This window comes from Streptomyces sp. NBC_01549 (assembly GCF_026339955.1).
Classification (GTDB): Bacteria; Actinomycetota; Actinomycetes; order Streptomycetales; family Streptomycetaceae; genus Streptomyces.
Genome location: NZ_JAPEPW010000001.1, coordinates 7257644 through 7282219, shown reverse-complemented (window position 1 = coordinate 7282219; position 24576 = coordinate 7257644). Strand labels below are relative to the sequence as shown.

General features: G+C 69.1%; 27 protein-coding genes and 3 pseudogenes. 15 read left to right on the top strand and 15 right to left on the bottom strand.

All coding sequences use genetic code 11. From position 1 onward, the window contains the following. Positions 1-42: 42 nt before the first annotated feature. Complete coding sequence (locus OG819_RS32600) at positions 43-2487, top strand: LuxR C-terminal-related transcriptional regulator (RefSeq protein ID WP_266652174.1); 2445 nt, start codon at positions 43-45, stop codon at positions 2485-2487. Here the strand turns inward: OG819_RS32600 and OG819_RS32595 are convergent. After that, positions 2400-2822: an alpha/beta hydrolase gene (locus OG819_RS32595; RefSeq protein WP_266652172.1), complete on the bottom strand. Its 423-nt coding sequence runs from the start codon at positions 2820-2822 to the stop codon at positions 2400-2402. The two genes, OG819_RS32600 and OG819_RS32595, sit on opposite strands and share 88 nt — an antisense overlap. 169 nt (positions 2823-2991) lie before the next feature. Between OG819_RS32595 and OG819_RS32590 the strand changes: the two genes are divergently transcribed. The 9 genes from OG819_RS32590 (at position 2992) to OG819_RS32555 (ending at position 8770) form a co-directional block, all read left to right on the top strand. Then, positions 2992-3129 (top strand): hypothetical protein, encoded by a 138-nt coding sequence (locus OG819_RS32590; RefSeq protein WP_266638687.1) that lies wholly within the window; start codon positions 2992-2994, stop codon positions 3127-3129. After that, positions 3104-3382, top strand: coding sequence for an alpha/beta fold hydrolase (locus OG819_RS58685; protein ID WP_323139389.1), 279 nt, complete (start codon positions 3104-3106; stop codon positions 3380-3382). The genes OG819_RS32590 and OG819_RS58685 overlap by 26 nt, the downstream gene beginning before the upstream one ends. Beyond that, positions 3264-3704: an alpha/beta fold hydrolase gene (locus OG819_RS32585; protein WP_323139377.1), complete on the top strand. Its 441-nt coding sequence runs from the start codon at positions 3264-3266 to the stop codon at positions 3702-3704. Before OG819_RS58685 ends, OG819_RS32585 begins: the two co-directional genes overlap by 119 nt. A gap of 309 nt (positions 3705-4013) precedes the next feature. Continuing rightward, positions 4014-4475, top strand: a complete 462-nt coding sequence (locus OG819_RS32580) for a hypothetical protein (RefSeq protein WP_266652170.1) — start codon at positions 4014-4016, stop codon at positions 4473-4475. A 123-nt stretch (positions 4476-4598) separates the two neighbouring features. Continuing rightward, positions 4599-5321, top strand: coding sequence for a hypothetical protein (locus OG819_RS32575; RefSeq protein WP_266652168.1), 723 nt, complete (start codon positions 4599-4601; stop codon positions 5319-5321). A gap of 426 nt (positions 5322-5747) precedes the next feature. Beyond that, positions 5748-6347 (top strand): alpha/beta fold hydrolase, encoded by a 600-nt coding sequence (locus OG819_RS32570; RefSeq protein WP_266652167.1) that lies wholly within the window; start codon positions 5748-5750, stop codon positions 6345-6347. 132 nt (positions 6348-6479) lie between these two features. Further along, positions 6480-7427 (top strand): GAF domain-containing SpoIIE family protein phosphatase, encoded by a 948-nt coding sequence (locus tag OG819_RS32565; protein WP_323138088.1) that lies wholly within the window; start codon positions 6480-6482, stop codon positions 7425-7427. After that, complete coding sequence (locus OG819_RS32560; protein ID WP_266652165.1) at positions 7382-8110, top strand: ATP-binding protein; 729 nt, start codon at positions 7382-7384, stop codon at positions 8108-8110. The genes OG819_RS32565 and OG819_RS32560 overlap by 46 nt, the downstream gene beginning before the upstream one ends. 108 nt (positions 8111-8218) lie before the next feature. After that, positions 8219-8770, top strand: coding sequence for a TetR/AcrR family transcriptional regulator (locus tag OG819_RS32555; protein WP_266418431.1), 552 nt, complete (start codon positions 8219-8221; stop codon positions 8768-8770). A 46-nt stretch (positions 8771-8816) separates the two neighbouring features. Here the strand turns inward: OG819_RS32555 and OG819_RS32550 are convergent. From OG819_RS32550 to OG819_RS32540, 3 genes and pseudogenes are all read right to left on the bottom strand, one after another. Further along, positions 8817-9687, bottom strand: a pseudogene (locus OG819_RS32550) (aldo/keto reductase). 373 nt (positions 9688-10060) lie between these two features. After that, positions 10061-10324 carry an AMP-binding protein gene (locus OG819_RS32545; RefSeq protein ID WP_266638694.1) on the bottom strand — a complete coding sequence of 88 codons (264 nt, stop codon included), beginning with the start codon at positions 10322-10324 and terminating at the stop codon, positions 10061-10063. A 23-nt stretch (positions 10325-10347) separates the two neighbouring features. Next, entirely contained in the window at positions 10348-11583 is a 1236-nt protein-coding gene (locus tag OG819_RS32540; RefSeq protein WP_266652163.1) for an acyl-CoA dehydrogenase family protein, read from the bottom strand. 109 nt (positions 11584-11692) lie between these two features. Here OG819_RS32540 and OG819_RS32535 point away from each other — a divergent pair, with 109 nt between their 5' ends. The 3 genes from OG819_RS32535 to OG819_RS32525 all read left to right on the top strand — a co-directional run bounded on the left by OG819_RS32535 (position 11693) and on the right by OG819_RS32525 (position 14106). Next, positions 11693-12799, top strand: a complete 1107-nt coding sequence (locus tag OG819_RS32535) for an acyl-CoA dehydrogenase family protein (protein WP_266652161.1) — start codon at positions 11693-11695, stop codon at positions 12797-12799. A gap of 112 nt (positions 12800-12911) precedes the next feature. Next, positions 12912-13181: a hypothetical protein gene (locus tag OG819_RS32530; RefSeq protein WP_266638697.1), complete on the top strand. Its 270-nt coding sequence runs from the start codon at positions 12912-12914 to the stop codon at positions 13179-13181. A gap of 334 nt (positions 13182-13515) precedes the next feature. Further along, entirely contained in the window at positions 13516-14106 is a 591-nt protein-coding gene (locus OG819_RS32525) for a hypothetical protein (protein ID WP_266652159.1), read from the top strand. A gap of 311 nt (positions 14107-14417) precedes the next feature. Here the strand turns inward: OG819_RS32525 and OG819_RS32520 are convergent, their stop codons facing one another. The 3 genes and pseudogenes from OG819_RS32520 to OG819_RS32515 form a co-directional block, all read right to left on the bottom strand. Further along, a complete protein-coding gene (locus tag OG819_RS32520) occupies positions 14418-14831 on the bottom strand; it encodes a cytidine deaminase (protein WP_266638699.1) in 414 nt (137 codons plus the stop codon). A 21-nt stretch (positions 14832-14852) separates the two neighbouring features. Further along, a pseudogene (locus tag OG819_RS58680) lies at positions 14853-15098 on the bottom strand (hypothetical protein); the annotation flags it as partial. Positions 15099-15503: 405 nt separating this feature from the next. Continuing rightward, complete coding sequence (locus OG819_RS32515; RefSeq protein WP_266652157.1) at positions 15504-16262, bottom strand: hypothetical protein; 759 nt, start codon at positions 16260-16262, stop codon at positions 15504-15506. A 135-nt stretch (positions 16263-16397) separates the two neighbouring features. Here OG819_RS32515 and OG819_RS32510 point away from each other — a divergent pair, with 135 nt between their 5' ends. Continuing rightward, positions 16398-16970: a TetR/AcrR family transcriptional regulator gene (locus tag OG819_RS32510; RefSeq protein ID WP_266652155.1), complete on the top strand. Its 573-nt coding sequence runs from the start codon at positions 16398-16400 to the stop codon at positions 16968-16970. Positions 16971-17112: 142 nt separating this feature from the next. On the opposite strand, the gene OG819_RS32505 is transcribed toward OG819_RS32510, so the two are convergent. The 3 genes from OG819_RS32505 to OG819_RS32495 form a co-directional block, all read right to left on the bottom strand. Continuing rightward, complete coding sequence (locus OG819_RS32505) at positions 17113-17472, bottom strand: helix-turn-helix transcriptional regulator (RefSeq protein WP_266418412.1); 360 nt, start codon at positions 17470-17472, stop codon at positions 17113-17115. A 200-nt stretch (positions 17473-17672) separates the two neighbouring features. Continuing rightward, positions 17673-18047, bottom strand: a complete 375-nt coding sequence (locus tag OG819_RS32500; protein ID WP_266418410.1) for a hypothetical protein — start codon at positions 18045-18047, stop codon at positions 17673-17675. Positions 18048-18206: 159 nt separating this feature from the next. Continuing rightward, positions 18207-18797, bottom strand: coding sequence for a rhodanese-like domain-containing protein (locus OG819_RS32495; RefSeq protein WP_266638703.1), 591 nt, complete (start codon positions 18795-18797; stop codon positions 18207-18209). Positions 18798-18873: 76 nt separating this feature from the next. On the opposite strand from OG819_RS32495, the pseudogene OG819_RS58675 reads away from it, so the two are divergent. After that, a pseudogene (locus OG819_RS58675) lies at positions 18874-18939 on the top strand (transcriptional regulator); the annotation flags it as partial. A 10-nt stretch (positions 18940-18949) separates the two neighbouring features. Here the strand turns inward: OG819_RS58675 and OG819_RS32490 are convergent. From OG819_RS32490 to OG819_RS32470, 5 genes are all read right to left on the bottom strand, one after another. Continuing rightward, the gene (locus OG819_RS32490) at positions 18950-19702 is read right to left on the bottom strand and encodes a sulfite exporter TauE/SafE family protein (RefSeq protein ID WP_266638704.1); all 753 of its coding nucleotides are present in this window, start codon (positions 19700-19702) and stop codon (positions 18950-18952) included. Next, positions 19699-20058 (bottom strand): rhodanese-like domain-containing protein, encoded by a 360-nt coding sequence (locus OG819_RS32485; protein ID WP_266638705.1) that lies wholly within the window; start codon positions 20056-20058, stop codon positions 19699-19701. The genes OG819_RS32490 and OG819_RS32485 overlap by 4 nt, the downstream gene beginning before the upstream one ends. Before the next feature lie 216 nt (positions 20059-20274). Next, the gene (locus OG819_RS32480; protein ID WP_266638706.1) at positions 20275-21648 is read right to left on the bottom strand and encodes an MBL fold metallo-hydrolase; all 1374 of its coding nucleotides are present in this window, start codon (positions 21646-21648) and stop codon (positions 20275-20277) included. A gap of 180 nt (positions 21649-21828) precedes the next feature. Continuing rightward, on the bottom strand, positions 21829-23073 hold the full coding sequence (locus OG819_RS32475) for an FAD/NAD(P)-binding oxidoreductase (RefSeq protein WP_266652153.1): 1245 nt from the start codon (positions 23071-23073) through the stop codon (positions 21829-21831). A gap of 190 nt (positions 23074-23263) precedes the next feature. Further along, entirely contained in the window at positions 23264-24289 is a 1026-nt protein-coding gene (locus OG819_RS32470) for an alcohol dehydrogenase (RefSeq protein WP_266652151.1), read from the bottom strand. Positions 24290-24576: the final 287 nt, after the last annotated feature.

The following is a 24576-nucleotide window of genomic DNA, read 5'->3' as shown; positions in this document are numbered from 1 at the left end:
GTGGATGGCGTCGACGTGCAAGATCCCGGACTGCAGGAACGGATGAGCCCGCCCGACCGCTTCCTCGTCGCGCTGGCCTCGCTCGGGCTGCTTGCCGCGCGTGCCGACGACAGACCTCTGCTGTGTCTGGTGGACGACGCCCACTGGCTCGACGAGGAGTCCGCCGTGGTACTCGCGTTCGTGGCTCGCCGCCTGTACGCCGACTCGGTCGCGATGGTGTTCGCGTCACGCGACCAGGCCGGCCGCATCGACCATCTGGCGGGACTGGCCGAGTTGACCGTCGCCGACCTCCGTCCTGAGGCAGCCGGCCAGCTGTTGGAATCGGTGGTCCCCGGTGTGCTCGATCCCTACGCCCGTGCACACATCGTCGCCTCCACGGAAGGAAACCCCCTCGCCTTGACCGAGGCGGCCCGGGAACTGAAAGCCCACGAACTCAGCGGTGAGGCACCCCTGCCCGATCCTGTCCCTCTCGGACGGGCGTTGGAACGGCTCTATTTGCGCGAAGTGCTGACATTGCCGGCTCAGACCCGGACTCTGCTGCTGGCCTCAGCCGCCGATCCGACGAGTGATCCGAACGTACTGTGGCGGGCCGGTCCGGCACTGGGTTTCGACGCGTCGGCTGCGGCAGCTGCCGAGGAGCAGAATCTGCTCTCGATCCGGGAGACGGTCAAGTTCCGCCATCCGCTTATTCGTTCGGCCGTGTATTACGGTGCCCCGCTGGCACAGCGTGCGCGGGTGCACGCGGCTTTGGCCGACGTTGAGGGAGGCCTCGGCGAGATCGACCTGCGCGCCTGGCATCTGGCGGCAGCGGCAACCGACCCCGACGAGGACATCGCGACGGAGCTGGAGCGTGCCGCGGAGCGCACTCGCGACCGTGGTGACTGGACCGGCACTTCGACGCTTCTGGCGCGAGGCGCGTCCTTGACGTCCGACCTGCCCACCCGGGCCCGTCGTCTGCTGGGGGCGGCGGAAGCCGCCGCCGTGGCCGGCTCGCCCGGGAGAGCGCAGGCCCTGCTGGATGAAGCGGCCGCCTACCGTGAGGACCGGGGTTACAACAGCTTGGTGCAGCGCGTTCAGGCGCGGATCCACAGGCTGACCGGCGCTCCGGCGGCCGCGACCTCCGCGCTGCTGACCGCGGCGCGGGAACTGGGCGCCGTAGACATACGTACGGCTCGGGACATGCTCGTCGAGGCACTCGTCCAGGCGCAGATCAGCGGCTCGCTCGCGCCGCAGAGTGCGTCGCGCCTGAACGTGGCCGAGACCGTGCGCTCCCTGCCGCTGCCCACCGGGATGCCGGTCACGACGGGTGACGTGGTGCTGGAGGCCGACACGGCGGTGCACCTCGAAGGGCTGGGCAGCGCCGGCCCACGGCTGCAACAGGCCATCGAGGCGGTACGGCGTGAGGAGTCGACCACTCCCGAACTGTTCCAGTGGCTGGCCGCGGCCTGCTCGCACGCGACCATGCTCGGTGACGACATCGCCCTGCACGACCTCGCGTGGCGGATGCAAGCGGAAGCCGGGCGCCAGGGCGCCGTCATCCCGATGGCCCTGGCCCTCAGCCACACGGCCTTGTCCGAGCTGATCGCCGGCCGCATCGCGGAGTCGGAGCGGCTGTTCGACCAGCGCGCCGCGCTGGAGGAGGCGCGAGGCTCCCAGCTGTACCTCGGCGCCCTGCTCATCGCCGCGTGGCGCGGCCGGTTCGAGGCGGCCCGCACACTGACCGAGGCTGTCCGGGAGCATGCCGCCCGCACCGGCCAGGGCTATCAGCTGGTCTTCTGCGACTATGCCCGTTGCATGGTCGAGCTGAGCCGGGGCCGGTATCTCGAGGCTTACCTCAGCCTGGAGGAGCACATCGGCGACACCTGCCAGGTCAAGTTCGCCGTGGTTGACATGGTGGAGGCCGCGATCCGCTGCGGTAAGAAGGACGAGGCGATGCTCCTGGTGGAGCGCCTGTCCCGGTTGGCCGACCGAACTCCTGTCCCGGGCTTGCTCGGCGACCTCGCCCGGGCTCAGGCGCTGACCATCGCAGATCCTTCGTCGACAGAAGCGCTGTACCTGCAGGCCATTGAGCATCACGAGGATGCCCGGGGGCCGTCACGAAGAGCACGCAGCCATCAGCTGTACGGGGAATGGCTGCGCCGCGAGCGAAGGGCCAAAGAGGCCCGTCACGAACTGCGGATCGCCTACGAGCTCTTCGACGCCATGGGTGCCGGTGGATACGCCGCCAGAACCGCGCAGGAGCTGGCGGCCGCCGGCGATCCGGTCGAGACCGGTGCGAGCACGTCGGGCAGCGGCGATGATCTGACTGCCCAGGAGGCGCGTGTCGCTCGCCTGGCAGCCGGCTGGGCCACGAACGCGGAGATCGCGGCCCAGCTCTTCCTCAGCGTGCATACAGTGGATTACCACCTGCGCAAGGTGTTCCGGAAACTCGACGTCCACTCCCGGCGCGAGCTGTCCGGCCAGCGGGATCGCATCATCTCGGCATAAGACGTGTCGCCGGTCAGCGGTTTGATGTCGCTGCGTCGAGAATGACCGGCGTTGGTGCCGCCCTGTCCGGAAGAGTCGGGGTACTTGCGGACCACCAGCTTGTCGGGGGTCAGCAGTGAGCCCGGGTACTTGTCCGCCGGTAGCACGGTCGCTGCGCTTTCGCCCTTGTCGAGAGCGGAAGCCGCAACGTAGACCAGGGCCTTGACGTTGTTGAGACCGGCGGCCTCGGTGATGACGGCGCCACCGTAGGAGTGGCCGACCAGGACGACAGGATCGTCGATGGTCTGCAGGAGCGAGTCATGGTGAGAGGAGTGTGACCACGTGCTCTGGAACACGCGTGATTAAGTCGGCTGCCGACTACGGACCGCACGGGATGCCGCGGGGTGCCCTTTGCCGGAGCGTGGTTCCGACGGCGTACGCCCGTGTAGGTGCGTCCGCCCACACTCTGGCCCGGGGGCCGCGCCGAAAGCCGAGGTCGCCGGAGGAACCGAGAGGAAGACGACCATGACGTCACCCGCATCGTCGGCCACCGTGGTGCTCGTGCACGGCGCGTTCGCGGACTCATCGAGCTGGTCCCGCGTGGTGTCCCGCCTGGACGCAGCGGGCGTGGCAGCCGCTGCGGGGCCTCACCGCCGACGGTGAGTACATCGCGAGCTTCGTCAGCCAGATCGACGGCCCTGTGCTGCTGGTCGGCCACTCCTATGGCGGCCCAGTGATCACCTATGCATCGGCCAAGGCGGAGAACGCCAAGGGGCTGGTCTTCGTCGCCTCCTTCGGTGTCGACCAGGGTGTGTCCACCCTCGGCTCGAACGAGGCCTTCCCGCCCGCCGAGCTGGACTGCTCCCTTCTGCCGCGCACCTTCCCGCGCGGCGCGGAGACCGGCACGGAGTTCTAACATCCAGCCGGAGCACTTCCACTCGGTGTTCTGTGCGGACCTGCCCGACGACGAGGCCGCCGTGCTCGCCGTCAGCCAACGCCCCGCCGCCGATGTGGCGTTCGGCGAACCCCTGGCGGTCGAGCCTGGCTGGAAGAGGCTGCCAAGCTGGTTCGTCGTCGCCGGCGCCGACCACGCGATCAACCCCGACGCCGAGCGCGCTGCGGCCAAGCGCATGGGATCGACCGTCACCGAGATCGCCGGCGGCTCGCACGCCATCGCGCTCTCCCACGCGGACGAAGTGGCTCAGATCATCGTCCGAGCACTCGGCGAGATCGGGTGACACCCGGCGCGCGGCTCCAAGGGTGAGAACCGGAAGCTGGAGGGTGGCACCATGCAGGACCTGCTCGCTCGGGCGATTCAAGCCCACGGCGGAGTCGAGCACTGGCGCACGCTCTCCAGATTCCGCGCCCGATCCCGCGTCCAAGGGGCGATCTGGGCGGTGAAAGGCAAACAGGGCGCGTTCGGAGAACTTGTCATAACCGGGGGTACACGTACACAACGCGTGACCATCGCTCCCTATCCCGAACCTGGGCTCTGCATCACGTGAGAACCACAGCGCCAGACCATCCAGCAGAACAACGGCGTCCTGGTGGCCGAGCAATCCCGTCCCCTGGCCCGGTTCGACTTACACACCCGGCAGACACCGTGGGACGACTTCCACGCCGGGTATTTCACGGCGGAAGTCCTCTGGAACTACCTCACCATCCCGTTCCACCTGCTGCGCGACGACATCCACACCGAGGAAGCAGAACCCTGGTACGAGGACGGAGCCACCTGGCCGGCCCTCCGCGTCACCTATCCGGAGACATTCGCCACCCCGTCGAAACAGCAGACCTTCTACTTCGACGAATCGGGCCTCCTACGGCGTACCGACTTCGGTTTCGAACTGCTCGGCCCGGGCCCGGCGGTGCACTATGCCTCGCTGCACCGACGTTTCGACGGGATCGTCATACCTACTCGGCACCGGGTCTACGTACGCAACCCGGACGGAACCCGGGCTCGCGAGTCCACCTCTCTCGCGATCGACGTCGAAGACGCTTACCTCACCTGACAGACAGGACCGGAAAGCAACAAGCAGATTCCTGGGCATCATGGTGTCGGTGAAGTTGATCCTCATGCAGAGCAAACGGCTCGTCCGGGCAATCCCGGCTCGGACCTGGCTGTTGGAGGAGATATGACCAACCTGCTTTCAGAGGTTCTCAAGGCCCATGGCGGCACGGAGCGGTGGGACCAGCTCACCACCGTGACTGCCACCATCGTCAGTGACGGAGAGCTCTTTGCGGTCAAGGGCCTGCCCCAGGACCTACAGCCGCGCCGGATGACTGTCGACATGCACAAGGAACACGCTTCGGTGCGCCCCTTCGGGGCTCCCGAACAGCGCTCAGACTTCACCCCCGATCGCATCGCGATCGAACGCGCCGACGGCACCGTCGTAGCCGAACGTTCCAATCCACGAGCGTCATTCCGGGGACACACCCTGGAAACGCCCTGGGATCCACTGGACCGCGCCTACTTCAACGGCTACGCCCTGTGGACGTACCTGACCACGCCGTTCTTCGCGATCATGAACGGCATGGGCGTAGAGGAGGCCGAACCGTGGAACGAGTCGTCAACTGAGCGATGGCGTCATCTGCGGGTCACTTTCCCGGACGACATCGCAAGCCACAGCACCGTGCAGAACTTCTACTTCGGGGACGACTATCTGCTCAGGCGTCACGACTACCACGTTGACATCGCTGGCGGCTTCGCGGCCGCGCAGTACGTCTACGACATCGACGAAGCAGACGGAATCAAGTTCCCCACCAGGCGTCGCGCGTATCTCCGCCGGTCCGACGGGCGTCCTGACCACGATCACCTCATGATCAGTATCGACCTGAGCGACGTCCACTTCTTCTGACAGCACCGGCCAAGCGGAGCCGTGCCGTGGCTGCCGCTCAGGCGCGGCTCGGGTGCGCGGTATAGCCCACGCCTCGTAGGCTTCTACAACACCCTTTAGAGCAGCTCAAGATGCGACGTGGCGGGCTGAGCCATAGGCTCGATCTGTGCCTTTTCCCAAGGCGACGTCGGCAAAGCCCGCTCGCAAGAGCGAGAGGCCAGCCCGCGCAAGGGGAGGCCCCATGAGGCCTCGCTCCATCCACCCACATTCAGGCACAACGCGGCCATGGCAGATCACACCCCGTCACATCGTCCCGGTCACCTGGTGGGGGTGATGGCGAGCCAGCTGGCTGCGGGTCGCGGTTGCCCGTCTCGGCCGAACTGCGCGCTTGCCCGTCCGGGGTGAGCCGGGATCCAGAAGCGACCGAAACGGAAGAGTTGATTGATCATGTCGACCAGCGACATCGCGCTGACCGCCCCGAACCAGTTCGTTGAGGGTGCCAACGGGGTCACCTACGCCTATCGGCGGTTCGGCACCGCCTCCCCCGGCGTGCCGCCGCTGGTGATGCTGCAGCACTTCCGCGGCAACCTGGACAACTGGGACCCGTTGCTGCTCGGCGCCCTCGCCTCCCACCGCGAGGTCATCCCGGTCGACAACGCCGGTGTCGGCCTGTCATCCGGAGCGGTGCCGCCCACCATCACCGGGATGGCCCGCGATGCCCTCACCTTCATCGAGGCGCTCGGGCTGCCCAGGATCGATCTGTTGCCCCGTCGCGGCAGTTGCTCGGGCAGGTGCTGTGGGATGCCGTTCCGGTGCTGTGCTCGCCCGGCATGGAGGAAGCCGGCAGGCAAGCAGCGGCCGAGGGCAGACCGACCGAGCTGGACATACGCACGTACACCGGCCGACGGCTGCATGTGCGACTGGCCCCGTTGTCGGACGGCCTGGCCCTGTGCATCACCGACATCAGCAGCGCCCGGCACCTGCAAGCCGACGAGGCCTCCGCCGAGGGCCCTGCCGTCGAACGCACCATGCGCATCGTGGAGCTGACCCGAGCCCTCGCCGGTGCGGTCACCGGACATGACGTGGCCGATGTGATGGCCACCCACATGGTGCCCCTGTTCGGCGCCAAAGATGTCAGCGTCTGGACTCACGAAAACGGCCGAGCGTTTCTGATGGGCAGTGCCGGCCCCAGGGAGGGTCTCCGCCGCTTCGAAGACGCCCGCATCGCAGAGTTTCCGGCGTCTACCCAAGCCTTCATCGAGGGCACTTTGGACTTCATCTCGTCCGCGGAGGAGTTCATCAGCCGCTTCCCGGCCGCTTGCCGACCTGCCCGCTGCGATCGGGGCCCAGGCATGGGCGATCCTGCCGCTGATCGCCTCCGGGCGCACCGTGGGTGCTTCCTGCGTCATCTACGAGCATCGGCACGCCTTCAGCCACGAGGAACGCACCCTGTTCACAGCCATGAGCGGCATGGTCGCCCAGGCCATGGAGCGCGCCCGGCTGTACGACGCCGAGCACCGCCGGGCCCAGGAACTCCAGCGCGGTTTGCTCCCGCGGTGCCTGCCGGCCCTGCCCGCTGTGACCGCCTCCGCCCGTTACCAGCCCGCCGGTGACGACACGGTTGCCGACGGCGACTGGTACGACGTCATCCCGCTGTCGGCCGAGCAGGTCGCCCTGGTCGTCGGAGACGTCATGGGGCACGGCGTGTCCGAGGCCGTCACCATGGGCCGACTGCGCACCGCGGGCCATACGCTCGCTGATCTCGAGCAGCCTCTGGACGAGCTTTTCTTCCATCTCAACGACATCGTCAGCGGCCTCGGGGACGGCTTTTACGCCACCTGCCTCTGCATCGTCTACGACCCGGTCAGCCGCATGTGCCAGGCCATCACTGCCGGCCATCCCCCGCCCGTCATCCTCCGGCCCGACGGAACCAGCTACTTCCCGGACCTGCCTGTCAACCCCCCGCTCGGCGCCGCCACCCCGCCCTTCGACACGGCCGAGTTCAGCATGCCCGACGGCGCAATCCCGCGCTCTACACCGACGGTCTCGTCGAATCCGGCGGACTGGACATCGCCGAGGGCATGGGCCGCCTCGCCCGCCACCTTCGCCCCGCCCACGTTCAGGTGACAGAGACCCTCGACGACCTGTGCGACCGCCTGATCACCACCCTGCTGCCCGACCAGCGCAGCCGCGATGACAGCGCGCTGCTCGTGGCCCGTACCCAGGCGCTGGCTCCGGAGAACGTCTCATGCCTGCAGCTGCAGGACGACCCCACAGCCGCCGGTCAGGCCCGCGCGCATGTCCGAGCCCAGCTCGCCGCCTGGAACCTGGATGAGCTGATCATGACTACCGAACTCGTCGCCAGCGAGCTCGTCGGCAATGTTGTCCGCCATGCGAGAGGGCCGATCACCCTGCGGCTGCTGCGCGGCCGAACCCTCATCTGCGAAGTCGCAGACGCCAGCCCCGCGATGCCCAGAATCCGTCGAGCGGCTGACACCGACGAGAACGGCCGCGGGCTCCAGCTGATCGCCGCTGTGACCAGCCGGTGGGGCGTGGTCGGACAGCGATCCGGCGACCAGCAGGGCCGCCAGCAGGCCGAGCGCGTAGGAAGCGAACGCGACCGTCAGCACCCAGGCGGGGAAGTGCCACTGCTGCTCGAAGACGACCAGCAGCGGGGTGGGCGCGCCCGCGGCGACGTACAGCGATGCGAAGACGGCAGCCGACCCGGCGAACGCAGCGGAAGGGGGAAGCAGCCTGTGGGAGCGGCCGGGCTCAGAGGCCGCCAGGCCGGGGCTGCGGTCATGCCTTGATTCGGTGAGGGACACCTCAGAGCCTCCTAAGGCCAAGTGTTGTGCATTAATTTCACTGTAGACCTGGAGGAGGGTTAATGCCAAGCGGTGTGCGTTATAGTGGGGTGCATGGTTGCAGAATCGTCCCCGCGGCGGCGCACCGGCGGCCGCAGCGCCGTGGTGCTCATGTCCATCAGGAAGGCCGTCGAGGAACTGATCGCCGAGCAGGGCAGTGACGCCGTCACCATCCCGATGGTCGCGGAGCGCGCGGGAGTGAATCACTCGAGCATCTACCGACGCTGGGGCGACGCACGGACCATGATCAACGACCTGGCGACCTACCGCCTCGACCCGGACCGCGGCCTTCCCGACACCGGAGACCTGCGTGCCGATCTGACCGCCTGGGCACAGGAACTGATCAGCCACTACAGCGTCCCGGTGAACGCCGCCCTCTTGCGCGGCGGGGCCGCCGCGGCGGGTGAGAGCGAGTCGGACTGCCTGCGCGACCGGCGGACAGAGGCAGCCGGCTTCGCCGCACGTCCCGGCAGCACTTTCAGCGGCGACGACGTCATCGACCGGCTGGTGGCCCCGATCATCTACCGGGTCATCTTCCTGCCCTGGACACTGTCCGAGGTGGATGCGCGCACATACGTCGACGAACTCTGCAACCGCTCCGCCTGATCCCCCGCCATGCAGAGCGGCGAAACCGGCCGACGCCGGGTGACGGTCAGACGGCCTGGCCGAGTGCCCGGAACTGGGCGTCGGACAACGTGACCTGCGCGGCCCGGGTGTTCACCTCCAGGTGGACCACGCGGGAGGTACCGGGAATGGGCAGCATCACCGGGGGAGCGCCGCAGCAGCCAGGCCAGGGCCAGCTGGGAGGGGCTCGCGCCGAGCTCCTTGGCGAGAGTGTCCAGTGGGCCGCCCGGGCGCGCCAGTTGGCCGGTGGCGATCGGGAACCATGGGATGAAGCCCAGGTTCTCCCGCTCGGCGTACTCCAGGACGTCCTCGGCACCGCGATCGGCCAGGTTGTACAGGTTCTGCACGGAGACGATGTCCGCGATCTTCCGGGCTTCCTTGATCTGCTCCACGGTCACCTCGGACAGGCCGATGTGGCGGATCTTGCCCTCCCGCTGCAGCAGGAGCAGCTCACCGACCTGGTCGGCCAGCGGGACCTTGGGGTCGATCCGGTGCAGCTGATAGAGGTCGATCCGCTCCACACCCAGGTGGCGCAGGCTCAGTTCGGTCTGCTGCCGCAGGTACTCGGGGCGGCCGAGCGCGCGCCAGTCACCCGGGCCCGAACGGGACAGCCCGCCCTTGGTGGCGATCACCAAGTCCTGGGGGTACGGATGCAGCGCCTTGCGGATGAGCTGCTCGCTGACGAACGGGCCGTAGGAATCCGCGGTGTCGATGAAGTTCACACCCAGCTCGGCGGCCCGGCGCAGCACCCGCACGGCCTCCTCGGGATCCTTCGGCTCCCCCCACACTCCGGGGCCCGTCAGCTGCATCGCACCGTAGCCGAGCCGATTGACGGGCAGGTCGCCGCCGAGGCGGTAGACCCCGGAGGCGTCGGCAGGGCGTGCGGATTCCTGTGCCATGGTCCGTACTCCCTCATTGAATGAACGCCCGGCGCGAGCGCTTGCGTGGCCGGCAGGCGAGGCGCGGCGGGCAGAGCGTCGACGCTGTTGAGTGCGGTGGGTCAGCAGTCAGCGCCGGCCGCTCCCGTGGCCCGGAGTCGGTGGCTTCTCGGGATGTGGCCACGTAAGGTGCGACCCTCCGTCACCTTGCCGATCACGGCATCCGGGCCATCCCGAACCTTAACGCACGGATATGCGCTTTAAGTTGGCCGAGAAGCCCACGACCCCGATCGTGCCGGCCTCCTTGTCCCGCAGGCGCCGGAATCGCGGAGTTGATGGGCCAGTTCGGCCGGAGTGTAGAGCGCATCGGCCGGTGAGCAGACGGCGCCGACGCTCAGCACGCCATGAAGACCGCGGGGTAGTCCGGGCAGCTGGGGGAGAAGATGACGGCCACGTCGTGGCGGCCCAGACCGCGCTCGGCCAGACCAGCCGCGACCCGGCCGATCGCGGCGGTCAACTGACCGTAGGTGTAGCCGCGATGGGAGGTGTCGATGACGGCAGGACGGTCGGTGTCATCGGTGCCGAGTTCGGCGAACAGGAACTCCGGCAGGCAGACCTCCGGGACGGCGATGTCCGGGTAGGGACTGCGGATGATCACCGATACTCCTTGGCTCTCGACAGTCAGCGTGCGGCAGGGGACGCGGGTCGGGGCTCCTTCGGCAGGCCGAGCACCAGCTCCCCGACGATGCCGCGTTGGATCTGGGAGGAGCCGGCGTAGATCGTGCCGGCGCGGGCGTTGAGGTAGACGCTGGTCCAGGACGCGGACGAGTTCGGCGCGCCGGGGTCGTCGGTGTGGAACCAGTTCGGCGAGGGCCGCCCGGTCGGCGTCAGCGCGTCCAGGCCGAGGACGTCCACGGCCAGCTCGGTGGCCCGCTGGTGGTACTCGCTCCAGAGCAGCTTGAACGCGGCGGCGACGGGGCCGGGTTCCTCTCCGGCGATCAGTGTGGCGGCGGTGCGCAGCCCATGGCAGCGCAGTTGCTCAACCTGGAGATGGCACCAGGCGATCCGGTGGCGGATGTCGGGGTCGCGGTGCAGCCCGCGCTCGCGAACCAGCTCGATCAGCCGGTCCAGCTCGTTGCGGAAGCGGATCGGTGCCTTGAGCGCGGTCGCGCCGCGCTCGAAGCCCAGCAGCGTCATCGCGACCGTCCAGCCGCGGTCGATCTCTCCCACGACCAGGCCGAGTTCGGTCGTCGCGTTGTCGAAGAAGATCTCGTTGAAGTCCGCCTCGCCGGTGAGGTTGCGGATCGGGCGGATGTCGATGCCGGGTTGGTCCAAGGGGACAAGGAGCATGCTGATGCCGCGGTGCGCCGGGGCGTCGGGATCGGTCCGGGCCAGGACGAACGCCCAGTTCGCCTTGTGCGCGCCGGAGGACCACAGCTTCTGCCCGTTCAGTACCCACTGATCGCCGTACGGTTCGGCCCGCAGGGAGAGCGAGGCCAGGTCCGAGCCGGCACCCGGCTCGGAGAAGCCCTGCGCGAAGACATACTCGCCGGAGACGATCCTCGGCAGAAACCGACGCAACAGGGCCGGGTCGCTCCAGCGCAGCATCGTGTTGCCCAGCATGGTGATGCCGAACTCGTCATTGTCCGAGCCGGATGGAATGCCGGCTGCGGTCAACTCCGCGATGACGACGACCAGTTCCTCCGGTCCGAGGCCCGCGCCGCCGTACTCCCGCGGCCATGCCGGGGCAACCCAGCCGCGCTCGGCGAGCGCGGCCCGCGTCTTCTCCTGGAACGTCTCGCGCTCGATCGGGCCGAGGGCGCCGATGCCCCGCCAGTCCGGCGGGACCAGGTCCGCCACGAATGCCCGCACCGAAGCGCGGAAGCGCTCGGCCCGCTCGCTGCCCCGCGGTTCCACCACAACCTCCTGGTGTCTTCGGTAAGCGAATGAGCAGAACAGTTGCGTAGATAGACTCACTAGTCAATGCTGGGCGCCGTGGATTTCCCCCGACGCGAGGAGGACCCCGATGCGCTTCGCGCCAACCGACGAACAGCTCGAACTGGGCCGAACCGCGGAGCGGTTGCTCGCCGCCCACGCCCGCAGGAACACCCTTCCTCCGCCTTGGGACGCCATCCCCCAGACCCTCAACCGTGAGCTATGGGCCTCGCTCGCCGAACTCGGGCTGCTCGGCCTGGGCGTGCCCGAGAGACTGGGCGGCTCGGGTGGCGATGTTGCCGACCTGTGTGTCCTGGCCGAGCGGGTTGGGTCGGCCCTGCCGACCCTCCCCTTCGCCGCCACCGCGACTGTCGCCGCAGTGCTGGCCGAGCACGCCGACAGTTCCGCCGCGCGGGCCGCGCTGGCCGGCGTCGTGGGCGGCTCCATCGTCGCCGTACCGGCCTGGGAGACCTTCCCTGCCGACATGGTGCCCGGCCGGCGGGCGGGCTCGCTGACGCTGAACGGTTCGACGGCGAACGGCATGCTGGCAGCGGTGCCCTTCGGCCTCGACGCCGAACTGCTGCTGGCTTTCGCCGACGAGGGCGGCGCCCCGGCGCGGCCGGTCCTCCTGGAACTCGCCGAACCGACCACCGAGCGGACCTCCGTGGAGTCGCTGGACGTCACCGAGCCGATCGCGAGCCTGCGGCTGACCGGCGCGCCCGCCCTACCGCTGGGACCCCTCGGCGTACATACGGTCGCCCGCGTGCTCACCGTGCTGGCAGCCGAGCTCATCGGCACCGGGCGACGCGCACTGGAGGGCGCCGTTGAGTATGCCGGGCAGCGTCGGCAGTTCGGTCGGCCGATCGGATCGTTCCAGGCCATCAAGCACGTACTCGCCGACCGGTCCGTCCAGCTCGACGCCGCCTGGATGATCGTCCGAGAGGCGGCCCACGCCATCGACGGCAAGCGTGCTGACGCCGATGTGGCGGCTCGTACCGCGCTCGCGGCGGCGGCCGACGCGGTAGAGGCAGTGACGGCCGACGCCCTGCAGACCCATGGGGGCATCGGCTTCACCTGGGAGCACCGGTCCCACGTACTGCTCAGGCGCGCCCGAGCGCGGCGCTCACTACTCGGCTCGCCGGCCCACCGGCTCAACGTACTCGCCGACCGCCTCCTCGGATCGGCGGATCTGCCCTGACGTCGGCCTTACGGGCTGTCACATCGCGGCGAGCGGCCTGCGCCTGCGCGGTTCGTGGGCTGCGGCAGGTACCCGGTAGCACCGCAGCCCACAACTCGACCCAATCGAGCTGATGCCGAGCCTGAGCGCGGAGTTGCAGTCGGTCGAGTGGCTGGACGGGGCGACACAACCCGCGCCGGGGGTCCGCTTTGTGGGCCGGAGCAGCCACGAGGCGCTGGGTGAGTGGGCCATGCAACTGACCGCAGTGGTCCTGGCCACCTACACATCGGGCGAGGCCGGTAGTAATGACATGGAGGTGCTCGCACATTTGTGTGGCCATTCACCCCGCCAGGCCGAGGAGTTCCTGGACCGGCTGGTGGCTTCGCGCTCGCCGGCTGCCTGACGCTACTGCCGGGATATCGACGAAGTCGCCTGGCGCCTGTCTCTCCAGGTCAGGGTGGGCCACGCGGCGGTTCAACAGTGACAGCACACCGGTCAGCAGCTGCCTCACGTGCTCCGCCGCTGCCGACTGCTCACCCCGCAAAGGAGAGTGAGGCATCACGCGACAGGAACATCTGGTTGCCCTCGTGCGTACTATCTCTAGACTGCCGCATGCTGCGGCAGTTGTGTCCTGCGGGTGATCCGGTCATCTCAGACGGGACACCCACTTCCATCCGTTCGCGCACATGGCTCCTGCCTTGACCGCCATGCCCGCGGACCACAGAAAGGCCCATGTCATGTCTCAAAGCCAGACCCACTCCACAGAACTGGCCTCACAGTACATCGCCCAGGTGACGGGCGACCTTGAGCGCAATACCAAGGAGCAGGACCGTGTCGGTCAGGAGATCGAGGCCCTGCAGGAGCAGTTGCGTGCCCTGCAGCAAGACCACACCGTGCTGGTGAACATGCAGCAGGCTCTCGGCACCGCGAGCCCCGCCGCCGAGGCAGCCGCGCCGTCCGTGCCTCACCAGGCCTCCGCCGAACCCAAGCAGAGCAAGCCGAAGAAGACGACTGCCAAGAAGCCCGCTGCCAAGGCTTCGTCCGTGAAGGCGTCCGAGACAGCCGCCAAGCCGACCCTCGTCGAGCTGATCCGCGGCCACCTGGAGCAGCAGAGCGAGCCGCGTTCCGCCGCCGAGATCACTACCGCGCTCACGCAGGCCCACCCCGACCGCAGCGTGAAGACCACGGTCGTGCGCACCACCCTCGAAGGGCTGGTCGCCAAGAGCCATGCCCACCGCACCAAGCAGGGATCGTCGGTCTTCTACACCACCGTGGCCGCCTCGGAGCCCGCTCCCGCCGAGCCGCAGCAGAAGGCAGTGGCAGGCTGAGCATCCGCAGCAGTCCCCGGCCTCGCCACCTGGCCGCGGTCCGTGACGCCCCGGCCCGAACGTGATCGTGCGGGCCTAGTCGGCGTACAGCAATACGGGACGGGGACGGCACCAAGCACACCGGCCAGTCCCACGACTTCGGTGGTAGCGGCACTGCTGCAGCCGAACAGGCAGCCCAGCACCGGGGTGCGCTGCGGAGCGGCGGCCACTGGCTGATCAGCTCATCACTGGGATCCGCCTGCCGGTGCCGCATCAGGCAACGTTCGCCCTGTTGTCGGCCGGCGGTACCAGCTCGTGCTGGGTGGCGCGGTTTACTCGGCGTCGAGCTGGTGGTCGGCCCAGATGTAGCTTTCGGGGAGCAAGTCGGGGACACGGACGGTTCGGATGCGGTCCCCTTCGCCGACGATGACCTTGAGGGAGGGGAAGTAGTCGAGGAGGACCTGACGGCACCGGCCGCACGGGGGAACAACACCCCGGTCGCGGTCGCCCACGGCGACGATCGTGTCCAGCTCGTAGGCGCCCTGGGCGGCTGCCGCGCCGATGAGGACCAGCTCAGCGCAGGGTCCTCCCGTGAAGTGGTAGGCGTTCACCGCGGTGACGATCCGGCCGTACTGGGCGCGGGCTGCGGCTGCCATGGTGTGGTTGTCGCCTCGACAGCGAGTGCGAGCGATGTGCTCCGCGGCCTGGATGAGTTCGTGGTCGACGTGGTGGGTCTGCGTGGTCATCTTCTCTGCCTTCGTCAGGTGTCAGGCGACGTTGACCCGAGTGACGATGGTGTGCAAGCGAATATCGACGGTGTGCTTGTTCCGCCGGATGATGTAGCGGCGAATCATGCTGCCCTGTTCCTTGTGGCTGCTGTGGTCAGTGCCGTCCAACGTGAAGCGGCGCAGGGCGGTGAACTGGGCTTCGATGCGGTTCAGCCACGAGCTCCTGGTCGGTGTGTAGGCGAATTCGACGTTGTTGGCCGCGGCCCAGTCGCCGACCCGCGGACACGTAGGCGGCCTTTGCGAGTTCTACATCCCGGCGGGGGTTGTCGGTCACGTCCCAGAGGTTCTGTCGGTCCTCACGGCCGAAGCGCCAGTACGCGGGCCCGGCTGGACCGTGCTCGAGGTGATTGACGCCGGCCGAACCCGCCTGCCAGACGACCTGCTTGTGCTGGCTCACCACGAACTCACCGAACGCGACTCCCGCTCCCGAGCGGGAGGAGCGACAACGTTCGTCCTGACTGCGGAGCAAGCCGCGGACAGCCCGTAGTTCATGCCCGTACTCAAGAAGACGGAGACCCTCGGATCGGCAAGCCACCAGATCGCCACCAGCGCCTGCCGCTCACCACTCCCAGCATCGTCGGCCGGCAGGGTCAGGACTGAACGTCCGTCGTTCGCAATGTCATGCCCGTTCTACCGGCCGACCCGTCCGAGCCGCAGGTCTCGGTGGAGGAACCACGCCGTACCTGCGACGACCGCCCCGCAGACCGTGGGCACGAGCAACCACGGAAGGCCCGTCCACACGGTGGACAGACCCACGACGGCGCAGGTGGCCCCCGTGACGATGAGCAGCCACTTGCCGTACGGGCGCCAGGTGAAGAGTCCGGGGTCGCGGGGCCTGGCCAGATGCATCGCACCGAACATCAGCGCCAACGCCGCCAGCAGCCCCGCGAACGTGCCGACGGCGGCTGTCATCTGGGGTTCGTCGCGAGGCGCGTCGGCGGAATTCTGCCGGACGTCCCCCTCGGCGACCACCACGATTGCGCCGCGCCACACGGTACCCGTGACCCGGTCCCCCCGCTGAAGCCCGCTCAACACCGGCCCCCGGTCGCCGAACGGCACGACCGTCCTCGGGAAGGGCTCCGGGCCGAGCAGGGTCGCCCGCATGTTCTTGGTGGTCGTCCGGGTGCCCTCGACGGTGAAGGTGACCTTCCGTAGGCAGTCCTCCGACCTGGGTATCACCCTGCGGGCGGGGCACGCCTTGGCCTCCTTGTACTCCCGGTACAGAGTGCGATCGTTGGGCAGCCAGGTGGTGAAGACGAAATAGCAGCTCAACGCAGCGGCCAGGGACAGAACGATCAGCGCCGCACCCACCAGCCGGTTGCGGCCGGCCCTCGGCGGGGGCGACGGTCCGTCCGCCCCCCGGACGGTGTCGATTCTCGTCGTGGTCATCGCTGGTCCCCCCGCCGTTCCCCACCGAAAGGACATCAGTCTCTTCCAGCCGCGATCAAACAGGTAAGGAGATCGACTGGCAGTCGGAGGTCACTGGTCCTTGCCGTATCCGGGCAACGTGATCCTCAGACACGCTTGGGCGAGCGGCTGCGCGCCGAGATCGTCGACGCGGCCTTGCGTCTGCTGGACGAACTCGCCGACGACGAGGCGCTGTCGCTGCGCGCCGTCGCTCGTGAGGTGGGCATCGCCGCGACATCCGTCTACATCCACTTCGCCGACCGCGACGCCCTGGTACTGGCCACGCTGGAGCGCTGCCACACGGACCTGCTGCGCGCCGTGGACGATGCGGAGTCCGGCGCCACCGACCCGGTGGCCGCGCTGCGCGCCCGCACGGCGCTGCTCGGCGCGTGGTCCCGCGAGCACCCAGGGCTGTACAAGGTGCTGCACGAGAGCACGCTCAACCGGCGCACGGACATGTCCTTCAAGGAGGAGATGGCCGAGCGTACGACCGCGGCGATCCGCCGCTGCATGGACGCCGGACTGGCGCCGCAGGGCGACGCCGAGACCGTATCCCTGGATCTGCGGACGGCCGTCCATGGCGCGGTGTCGCTGCGCGTCAACCAACCCGCACTGCCCTGGCCTCCGTTGGAGGAGCAGGTCGACCGGTTCCTGGCCAAACTGGTCGGTGTGCCGCCCGCGAAAGGGTGACGGAGCGGTGTGGGGCCCTGTCGCCGCACACGGCAGCGCGTCCCGCGACGCCGGGTTTTGAGCTGCGGGCCCTACGCAGGACTTGGTCGTCCCCCGTAGGCAGGCGCACGGCGCGCGGTGCGGCCCACGGCCCCTCACAGGGTCAGCCGCTGGAGGACACCGGTGGCAGCGACGTGTCGTTCTGCCGCAGTTCGACCAGCAGTTCGTTCTGCCCTGCCAGCAGCTCCGTGAGGATGCGGCGGGCCGCGCGCAGGAGTTCCGCGACGTCGCCGCCGGCCAGCGCGTAGCTGACGGTGGAACCCTCGCGGATGGACACCACGATGCCGGAACGACGCAGGACGGCCAGCTGCTGCGACAGGCTGGACGGCTCGATGTCGATGTCGGCGAGCAGGTCGCGTACCGGGACGGGCCCGTGCTGCAGCAGTTCGAGGACCCTGATGCGCACGGGGTGTCCCAGCATGCGGAAGAACTCTGCCTTGGCCTGGTAGAGGGGGACCCGCATCGGTGCTCGCTCCCTGCCACGTGGGGATGGTCTTCACCTGGTGCGGCGACGCCCGGAAGGCGCCGCCGCAGGATGTGTCCGTCGCTACCGATCCTTCTCGCTCCCGGCCGCGCGCATCCACTTGTTGGGATCATGCTGATGTGGTGACTTGAAGAAGTCTTCACATCATGGGCGCACTTCGGCCCGAGGATCCGGCCGGCCTAGACTTCCAGCTGCTCTTCGACGCGCTTGAGTTGGTGGCGGGCCATCGCCAGGTTCGAACGCGCCTTGTCGAGCACGAGGTAGAGGAACAGGCCGTTGCCGGAGCGTCCGGTGGCTGGTCGGATGAGGTGGTACTGCGACTCGAGAGTGATCAGGATGTCTTCGATCCGGCTCTTGAGACCCAGCTGTTCCATGGTGCGCACCTTCGCGCGTACGACATCCGTGTTGCCCGCGGCAGCGATCGTGAGGTCGAGGTCCTTGCCTCCGCCCAGTGTGCCCAGCGCCATGCCGCTGGTGTAGTCGACGACGGCCGCCCCCAACGCTCCCTCGACCGCGGTCATCATTTCCTTCAGCGACACTTCCACACTCGCCATAGCGCCTCCCCTTCGGTTGTCGGCTGTGCGGCGGGATCGGCGATGCCCGTCCGGCCGCGTGACCGCACCGTATGCGGACGACCGAGGCACCGACGGGAGTATCTCCGAGGCTGACGTCTGGCGATCGGAGATGATCGCGGCAGCACCGTCTTTCGACTACTACTGCCCTGATGCGGTCAATTCGTCGGAGTCGGCCAGTACGGCGAGGGTGGCGTCGAGGTCGGTGGCGCGGGGCTGGTTGAGCGGGAGCCTGGCCAGGACTCGGGCCATGGCGCAGCTGCCGCTGACAGCGGAGTGGACCAGGCCTGTGGCGACGCCGACGGACAACCAGCGGGCCGCTGCCCACCGTTGCCCGACGGCGAGTCCGGTGAGGACCAGGGACCCGGCGACGAAGCGGACCTGACGGTCCATGGGCCAGACGGCGCGGGCGTCGGCGGGACGATGCAGGTCGTGTCCGTGCCGGCTCCAGGCGGTGGTGCCACCGGTGAGGGTGGCGGCGGGGATGCCGTGTGCGGCGAGGGTGGCGCAGGCCTGGGCCGAGCGGGCGCCGGAGGCACACACCACGACGAGCTCACCACGCCCGGCGGCGGACTTCAGGACGGGCAGGGCCGCGTCCAGGTGATCCAGGGGGATGTTGTGGGCGCCCGCTATGTGGCCCGAGGCGTACTCGCCGGAGGTGCGCACATCGATGACGGTCAGTTCGTGGAGCCGGGCGTGGGCCTGGTCCGGGGCAAGGGAAGTGGGGGTCACGGGAATTTCCTTCTCTTTCTGGTGCTTCACCCCCGCGCGGACAAGATACCTGTGGGGGTATATGCGGGGAGTGCTTGTGGAACTGGCGATGGCAGCCGAGGAACTGAAGACGGTGGTCAACCGGCTGCGCAGGGCGCGGGGGCCGGCCGGGGTCAGGTCAGGGCATCGACGAGCATGAACGCGGCCACCGCCAGCAGGACCACGGCGAAGACGCGCTGAAGCATGGGCCCGGAGACTTTGCCGGCGAGGCGTTTGCCGTCCCAGGCACCCAGGATCGCGGTCCCGGTGAAGGGTGCGATCAAGGTCCAGTCCAGGCCTGACGTCGTGGCACCGCGGGTGAGCAGCGAGGCCAGCGAGTTGACCGAGATGATCAGCAGGCTGGTGCCGATGGCGGCCTGCATCTCGAAGGCCAGGACGGTGACCAGGGCCGGCACGGCGAGGAAGCCACCGCCCACCCCCAGCAGTCCGGTCAGCGCGCCCAGCCCGGCTCCGGTGCCGAGGGCCTTGGCAGGTCGCACCGCGCTGGGCTCCGCAGGGGACGCGGCCCGGGAGGGGCGCAGCATGCGGATGGCCGCCAGGGCGGCCACGGCGGCGAACGCGGCGATCAGCAGCGGCTGTGGCAGCCGGGCCGAGGCCGCCCCTGCCACCACCGCCGGGAGGATCCCGGCGGCCGCGAACAGGCTGCCGGCCCGCCACCGCACATGGCCGCCGCGGGCGTGGCCGAACAGGGCCGTGAGCGAGGTGGCGGTGACGATCAGCAGGCTCGCGGTGGTGGCCGCGGCCGGGGTGAAACCGAGCAAGTAGATCAGAGCGGGCACCGCGAGGACGCTGCCTCCACCGCCCAGCGCGCCCAGCGCGAGACCGACCAGGGCTCCCGCGAGGAGCGCCAGGACGAACGCGCTCACGCTATGACACCGTCGTCTCCGTCCGGTCCGGCCACCGGCAGACCGTCCCGCGACCAGGCGACCATTCCGCCGGTGACATCGGTGGCCTTCACACCGCGGCCGGTCAGGATCTCGACGGCCTGCTGGGAACGCCGGCCGGAACGGCAGACCGCCACGACGGGCCTGCCCTGAGCGATGGGCGGCAGGGCCTCCCCCGCCACCAGCCTCGACAGGGGCAGGTGCAGCGCATCCGGTGCGTGCCCCGCCTCCCACTCGGCGGTTTCACGGACGTCGAGCAGGACGGCCTCGCCGTGGGCGGTCCGTCGGTGGGCCTGGACAGGTACGAGGCGACCGGAGACGCGACTGCGGAAGAACATGGGTTCATCACTCCGAAGGGATGGTGCGGCGGGGGCGGTCCGTGCTGGAGTCGCTGAGGGACGGTCCGTACGGGGCCGGGTGAGCGTCAGTCCGTACCGGACCCGATGAGCGTCAGTCCGTACCGGACCCGATGAGCGTCAGTCCGTACCGGACCCGATGAGCGTCAGTCCGTACCGGACCCGATGAGCGTCAGTCCGTACCGGACCGGGTGAGGGTCAGTCCGTATCGGACCGGGTGAGGGACAGTCCGGCCTCGGCGGCGGCGTCGAAAGCGTCGTCGACGGCGACCACGACGCGTCCCGCGGCGTCCAGGAAGGACGCGGCGATCGCGGCGCGCATCCCGCCCGCGCAGTGCACCCACACCTCCCCCGCGGGTACCTCCCCGATACGGCCGGGCAGCTCATGGACGGGGATGTGCACCGAGCCCTCTATGGAGCCGCCCGCGCGCTCGGAGTCGCGCCGCACGTCCAGCACTAGCACGTCCTCTCCTCGGCCGCGGCGGGCGGCGAGGTCGGCGAAGGTGGCGCGCGGGAAGGACCGTAGCCCCACTCCGCCGGGCACCCAGTCCCGCGGGCTGCCGGTGGCGGCGGCGACCGGCCGGTCGATACCGACCCGGACCAGTTCCCGCTGCGCCGCGGCGATCCGCTCGGGTGTGTCGGCGAGCAGCGTGACGGGCTTTCCCCACGGGATCAGCCAGGCCAGGTAGGTGGCCGGCTTGCCCTCGCCCTCGAAGTTGAGGGAGCCGGCGACGTGCCCCTGGGCGAACGCGACACGGTTACGCAGGTCGACCACCCATTCACCGGCCGCCAGCCGCTGGGCGATCTGTCCCGCGTCGGCCGGGCGTGGCGGGGTGAGGTCGACGGGCGCGGGGCCCGCGGCGTTCGCCGGGCCCATGTGCGCGTAGTACGCCGGGACATCGTCCAGACCGGCGAGCAGGTCGGCGACGAAGGTGTCCACGTCGCGGGTCAGGGCTTCGTTGGTCCTGCGTTCCCGCCCGATCGTGGAGGTGTCCCCCTCGGCCTGGGAGCCCGAGCAGAAACTGCCGAACCCGTGCGTGGGCAGCACCGGCACCTCGTCGTCCAGCTCCTCGGCCAGACGGTGGGCTGAGGCGTGCTGGGCGCGGGCCAGCTGCTCGGTCAGCCGCGGTTCGACCAGGTCCGGCCGCCCGACCGTACCGATCAGCAGTGATCCGCCGGTGAAGGCGGCCACCCCGTGCCCGTCCTCTTCCAGGACATAGGACGTGTGGTGCGGGGTGTGGCCCGGGGTGGCCAGTGCCCTCAGGACCAGGCCCCGGTCGACCGTGACGGTGTCGCCGTCGACGACCGGGGTGCGGGCGAAGGCCACCGAGGCGGCGGCCGGGACCAGATAGCGGGCACCGGTGACCCGGGCCAGTTCGAGCCCGCCGCTCACGTAGTCGTTGTGCAGGTGCGTCTCGGCCACGTACGCGATCCGCACGCCTCGCCGGGCGGCCGCGGCGATGACCTGATCGATGTCCCGCGGGGGATCGACCACGACTGCCTCGCCAGGCCCGCCGGCCAGGTAGCTGCGGTTGCCCAGGCCCTCGAACTCCAGGGTGTCGACGAAGAACACGGGTTCGACTCCTTCCGGATGAAAGTACCCCGGGGGGTATCTGGGAAATCACCGTAACAGAAATACCCAGGGGGGTATCTCGCGAGGTACTCGCGGGGGTATTCACGGTGGCGTTCGCGCTGGTGCTTCAGGGACGGCGGCGGCATGCCAGCGACCGCGAGAGACGCCGACGGCGCGGCCCTAGACGAGGCCCTTGAGCATGCCGTGCCAGTACATGGCTGGCAGGCCGTACCGCTTGAGCAGCCACATGTCGCGGCGCTCCTTGGTGGTGTCCAGTAAGGGGATGCTGGGGGCGGGGCGCTGGTCGTAGTCGAACTCGGCGAGCAGCACCTTGTCGCGGGCCGTGACCAACGGACACGACGTATAACCGTCGTAGCGGCGCCGCTCACGGCGCGCGCCGTCGATCTCGGCCAGCAGGTTCGCCACCACGACGGGAGCCTGCTTGCGGACGGCGGCACCGGTCTTGGAGGTGGGCAGATTGGCCACGTCGCCGAGGGCGAAGACATTGCGGTGCCGCGGGTGTTGCAGGGTGTACTTGTCGACTTCGACGTAGCCGTAGGGACTCGCGGGGTCGGCCAGCGGGCCGCGCTCGACCCAGTCGGGGGCGCTCTGCGGCGGTACGGCATGGAGCAGGTCGAACGCGAGGCTCTCCTCGGTGCCGGTGGAGTGGTCGGCCACGGTCAGCTGGCGGTCCGTGCCGTCGACGGCGGTCATCTCGGAGTTCAGCCGGACCTCGATCCCGTAACGGTCGGCGACGCGCTCGAGGGCACGACGCCAGACCGGTACGCCGAACATGGAGTCGGCGGGCAGAACAAGGACCACCCGGATGCGATCCAGGACCCCCTGCCTGCGCCAGTGATCGGCGGCCAGATAGGCGATCTTCTGCGGGGCACCACCGCATTTGACCGGTCCGCTCGGCTGGGTGAAGACAGCGGTGCCCGAACGCAGGTCACGGATGAGTTCCCAGGTGTACGGGGCGTGCTCGAAAGCGTAGTTGCTGGATACGGCACCGTGTCCGACGGCGGCGTCGAGGCCGGGGGTCGCGTCCCAGTCCAGTTGGAGACCGGGGGCCATCACGAGGTGGTCGTAACCGATGACACGGTGCGCGGCGGTGGTGACGGTCCGCGCCTCGGGGTCGACGGTGGTGGCGGCCTCGCGGATCCAGCACACCTGCCGGGGTATCACCGTGACCTCCGGACGGCGGGTGACACCGAGTGGGGCCCGACCGCCGCCGACCAGGGTCCACAACGGCTGATACCAGTGGACGTCGGCCGGTTCGAGCACCGCGATGCCGGTGACACCGGCGCGCCGCAGGCGGGCGGCGACGGTGATGCCCGCGGTTCCACCTCCGACGATCAACACCTGGAAGTGGTCACGAGCGACGCGGGAGGCGGAGTGACTGGAGGCGGGGCGACTGGAGGACATGGACGGCTCCTCGGATTCCTTGAGGTATACCCCCAGGGGTATCAGATAAGCCTGATGCTAGGCCACGCACGACGACGGGACCACTATGCGGTCGATTAATTGCCCTACAGACAACGGGAGTTGACTTATATGCCGACTGCTGGTTGGGCAGCCTCACACAGGATCCCGTGGGGCTGCCGAGTCAGCTCAGTCAGCTCATCGTGAGCACCATCCGGAAGCGGGCGGCACCGGAGAGCATCTTCTGGTACGCCTCGTCGGCCTCGTTCAGCGTCACGACCTCGGTCATCGGACGGATGCCGTGCAGGGCGCTGAACTCCATGGTGTCCTGGATGTCCTGCGAGGTGCCGCTGGGGTGGCCGCGGACGGCCTTGCCCGCCAGCAGCAGCTGGACCGGGCTGATACCCAGCGGCTCCATGTCCACGCCGAGGACCACCAGCTCACCGCGGGCACGCAGTCCGTCGACGGTCGCGGTGATGGCGGCGGAGTTCGACGCGGTGGCCAGGACGACCTGCGCACCGCCGAGGGACTGCAGTGCCTCGGCGACCGGAGTCCCGGCCGTGCTGTCGATGTAGTGGTGCGCGCCGAGCTGTTTGGCGAAGTCGGCCTTGTCGGCACCACGGGCGATGGCCACGGTCTCGAATCCCATCGCGGCCGCGTACTTCACCCCCAGGTGTCCCAGGCCGCCGATGCCGAGTATGGCGACCAGGTCACCCGGCCGTGCCGCGCTGTGCCGCATGCCGTTGTACACGGTGACGCCCGCGCAGGCCAGGGGCGCCGCGTCGGTGGCCGCCAGCGCGTCGGGGATCCGGGCCAGCGCGTCCACGGGTACGACCACCGTCTCGGCGTAGCCACCGTCGTACGCCCATCCAGGGACCTTCAGGTTCACGCACACGATGAAGTCGCCCTGCCGACAGGGCGTGCAGTGGCCACAGGCACCGCCGAACCAGCCCACCGCCACCCGGTCACCCACCTGCCAGCCCCAGTCCTGTGTCCCCTCACCCAGCTCCGCGATCCGCCCGGCGACCTCATGCCCGGGGACCACCGGAAAGGTCACTCCGGGGACGCCGGCGTTGACGAACATGGTGTCGCTGCGGCACACCCCGCAGGCGTCGACGACGACCCGTACGTGTCCGGGGCCCGGCTGCGGCACCTCACGCTCGACGACCTCGAACGAACCGCCGGGGGTGGTCACCTGCGCGACACGATAGGTAGTCATCCGGATCCCTGCCTTGGACAGTCGGTCTGATCTCGAAGCGCTCCGCCCGCAGGTCGTCACGCCGGCTGGTGACAGACGCGCGCCGCACGCGGACCAACACGAACCCGATCGGCTCGCGAACCTGATCGGCCTGCTTCACCGCGGTGATGTCGTCGGTCGGCGGCCGCGCGGGAGCCCCTGCCGAACCTCGGCAGGCCACGGACGGGCGCCGGTAACCTCACGCTACTTCAGGTCACAGCAGGACGCTCGGCGAGTTCGCCGTCCGCCGCGCGCCGCGCCGACGTCAC

Coding starts and splice junctions, on each gene's coding strand:
- OG819_RS32600 (WP_266652174.1), top strand. CDS start 43: ATGAGCCCGCCCGACCGCTTCCTCGTCGCGCTGGCCTCGCTCGGGCTG.
- OG819_RS32590 (WP_266638687.1), top strand. CDS start 2,992: ATGACGTCACCCGCATCGTCGGCCACCGTGGTGCTCGTGCACGGCGCG.
- OG819_RS32575 (WP_266652168.1), top strand. CDS start 4,599: ATGACCAACCTGCTTTCAGAGGTTCTCAAGGCCCATGGCGGCACGGAG.
- OG819_RS32570 (WP_266652167.1), top strand. CDS start 5,748: ATGTCGACCAGCGACATCGCGCTGACCGCCCCGAACCAGTTCGTTGAG.
- OG819_RS32560 (WP_266652165.1), top strand. CDS start 7,382: ATGGGCCGCCTCGCCCGCCACCTTCGCCCCGCCCACGTTCAGGTGACA.
- OG819_RS32555 (WP_266418431.1), top strand. CDS start 8,219: ATGGTTGCAGAATCGTCCCCGCGGCGGCGCACCGGCGGCCGCAGCGCC.
- OG819_RS32535 (WP_266652161.1), top strand. CDS start 11,693: ATGCGCTTCGCGCCAACCGACGAACAGCTCGAACTGGGCCGAACCGCG.
- OG819_RS32530 (WP_266638697.1), top strand. CDS start 12,912: ATGCCGAGCCTGAGCGCGGAGTTGCAGTCGGTCGAGTGGCTGGACGGG.
- OG819_RS32525 (WP_266652159.1), top strand. CDS start 13,516: ATGTCTCAAAGCCAGACCCACTCCACAGAACTGGCCTCACAGTACATC.
- OG819_RS32520 (WP_266638699.1), bottom strand. CDS start 14,831: ATGACCACGCAGACCCACCACGTCGACCACGAACTCATCCAGGCCGCG.
- OG819_RS32515 (WP_266652157.1), bottom strand. CDS start 16,262: ATGACCACGACGAGAATCGACACCGTCCGGGGGGCGGACGGACCGTCG.
- OG819_RS32505 (WP_266418412.1), bottom strand. CDS start 17,472: ATGCGGGTCCCCCTCTACCAGGCCAAGGCAGAGTTCTTCCGCATGCTG.
- OG819_RS32500 (WP_266418410.1), bottom strand. CDS start 18,047: ATGGCGAGTGTGGAAGTGTCGCTGAAGGAAATGATGACCGCGGTCGAG.
- OG819_RS32485 (WP_266638705.1), bottom strand. CDS start 20,058: ATGTTCTTCCGCAGTCGCGTCTCCGGTCGCCTCGTACCTGTCCAGGCC.
- OG819_RS32475 (WP_266652153.1), bottom strand. CDS start 23,073: ATGTCCTCCAGTCGCCCCGCCTCCAGTCACTCCGCCTCCCGCGTCGCT.
- OG819_RS32470 (WP_266652151.1), bottom strand. CDS start 24,289: ATGACTACCTATCGTGTCGCGCAGGTGACCACCCCCGGCGGTTCGTTC.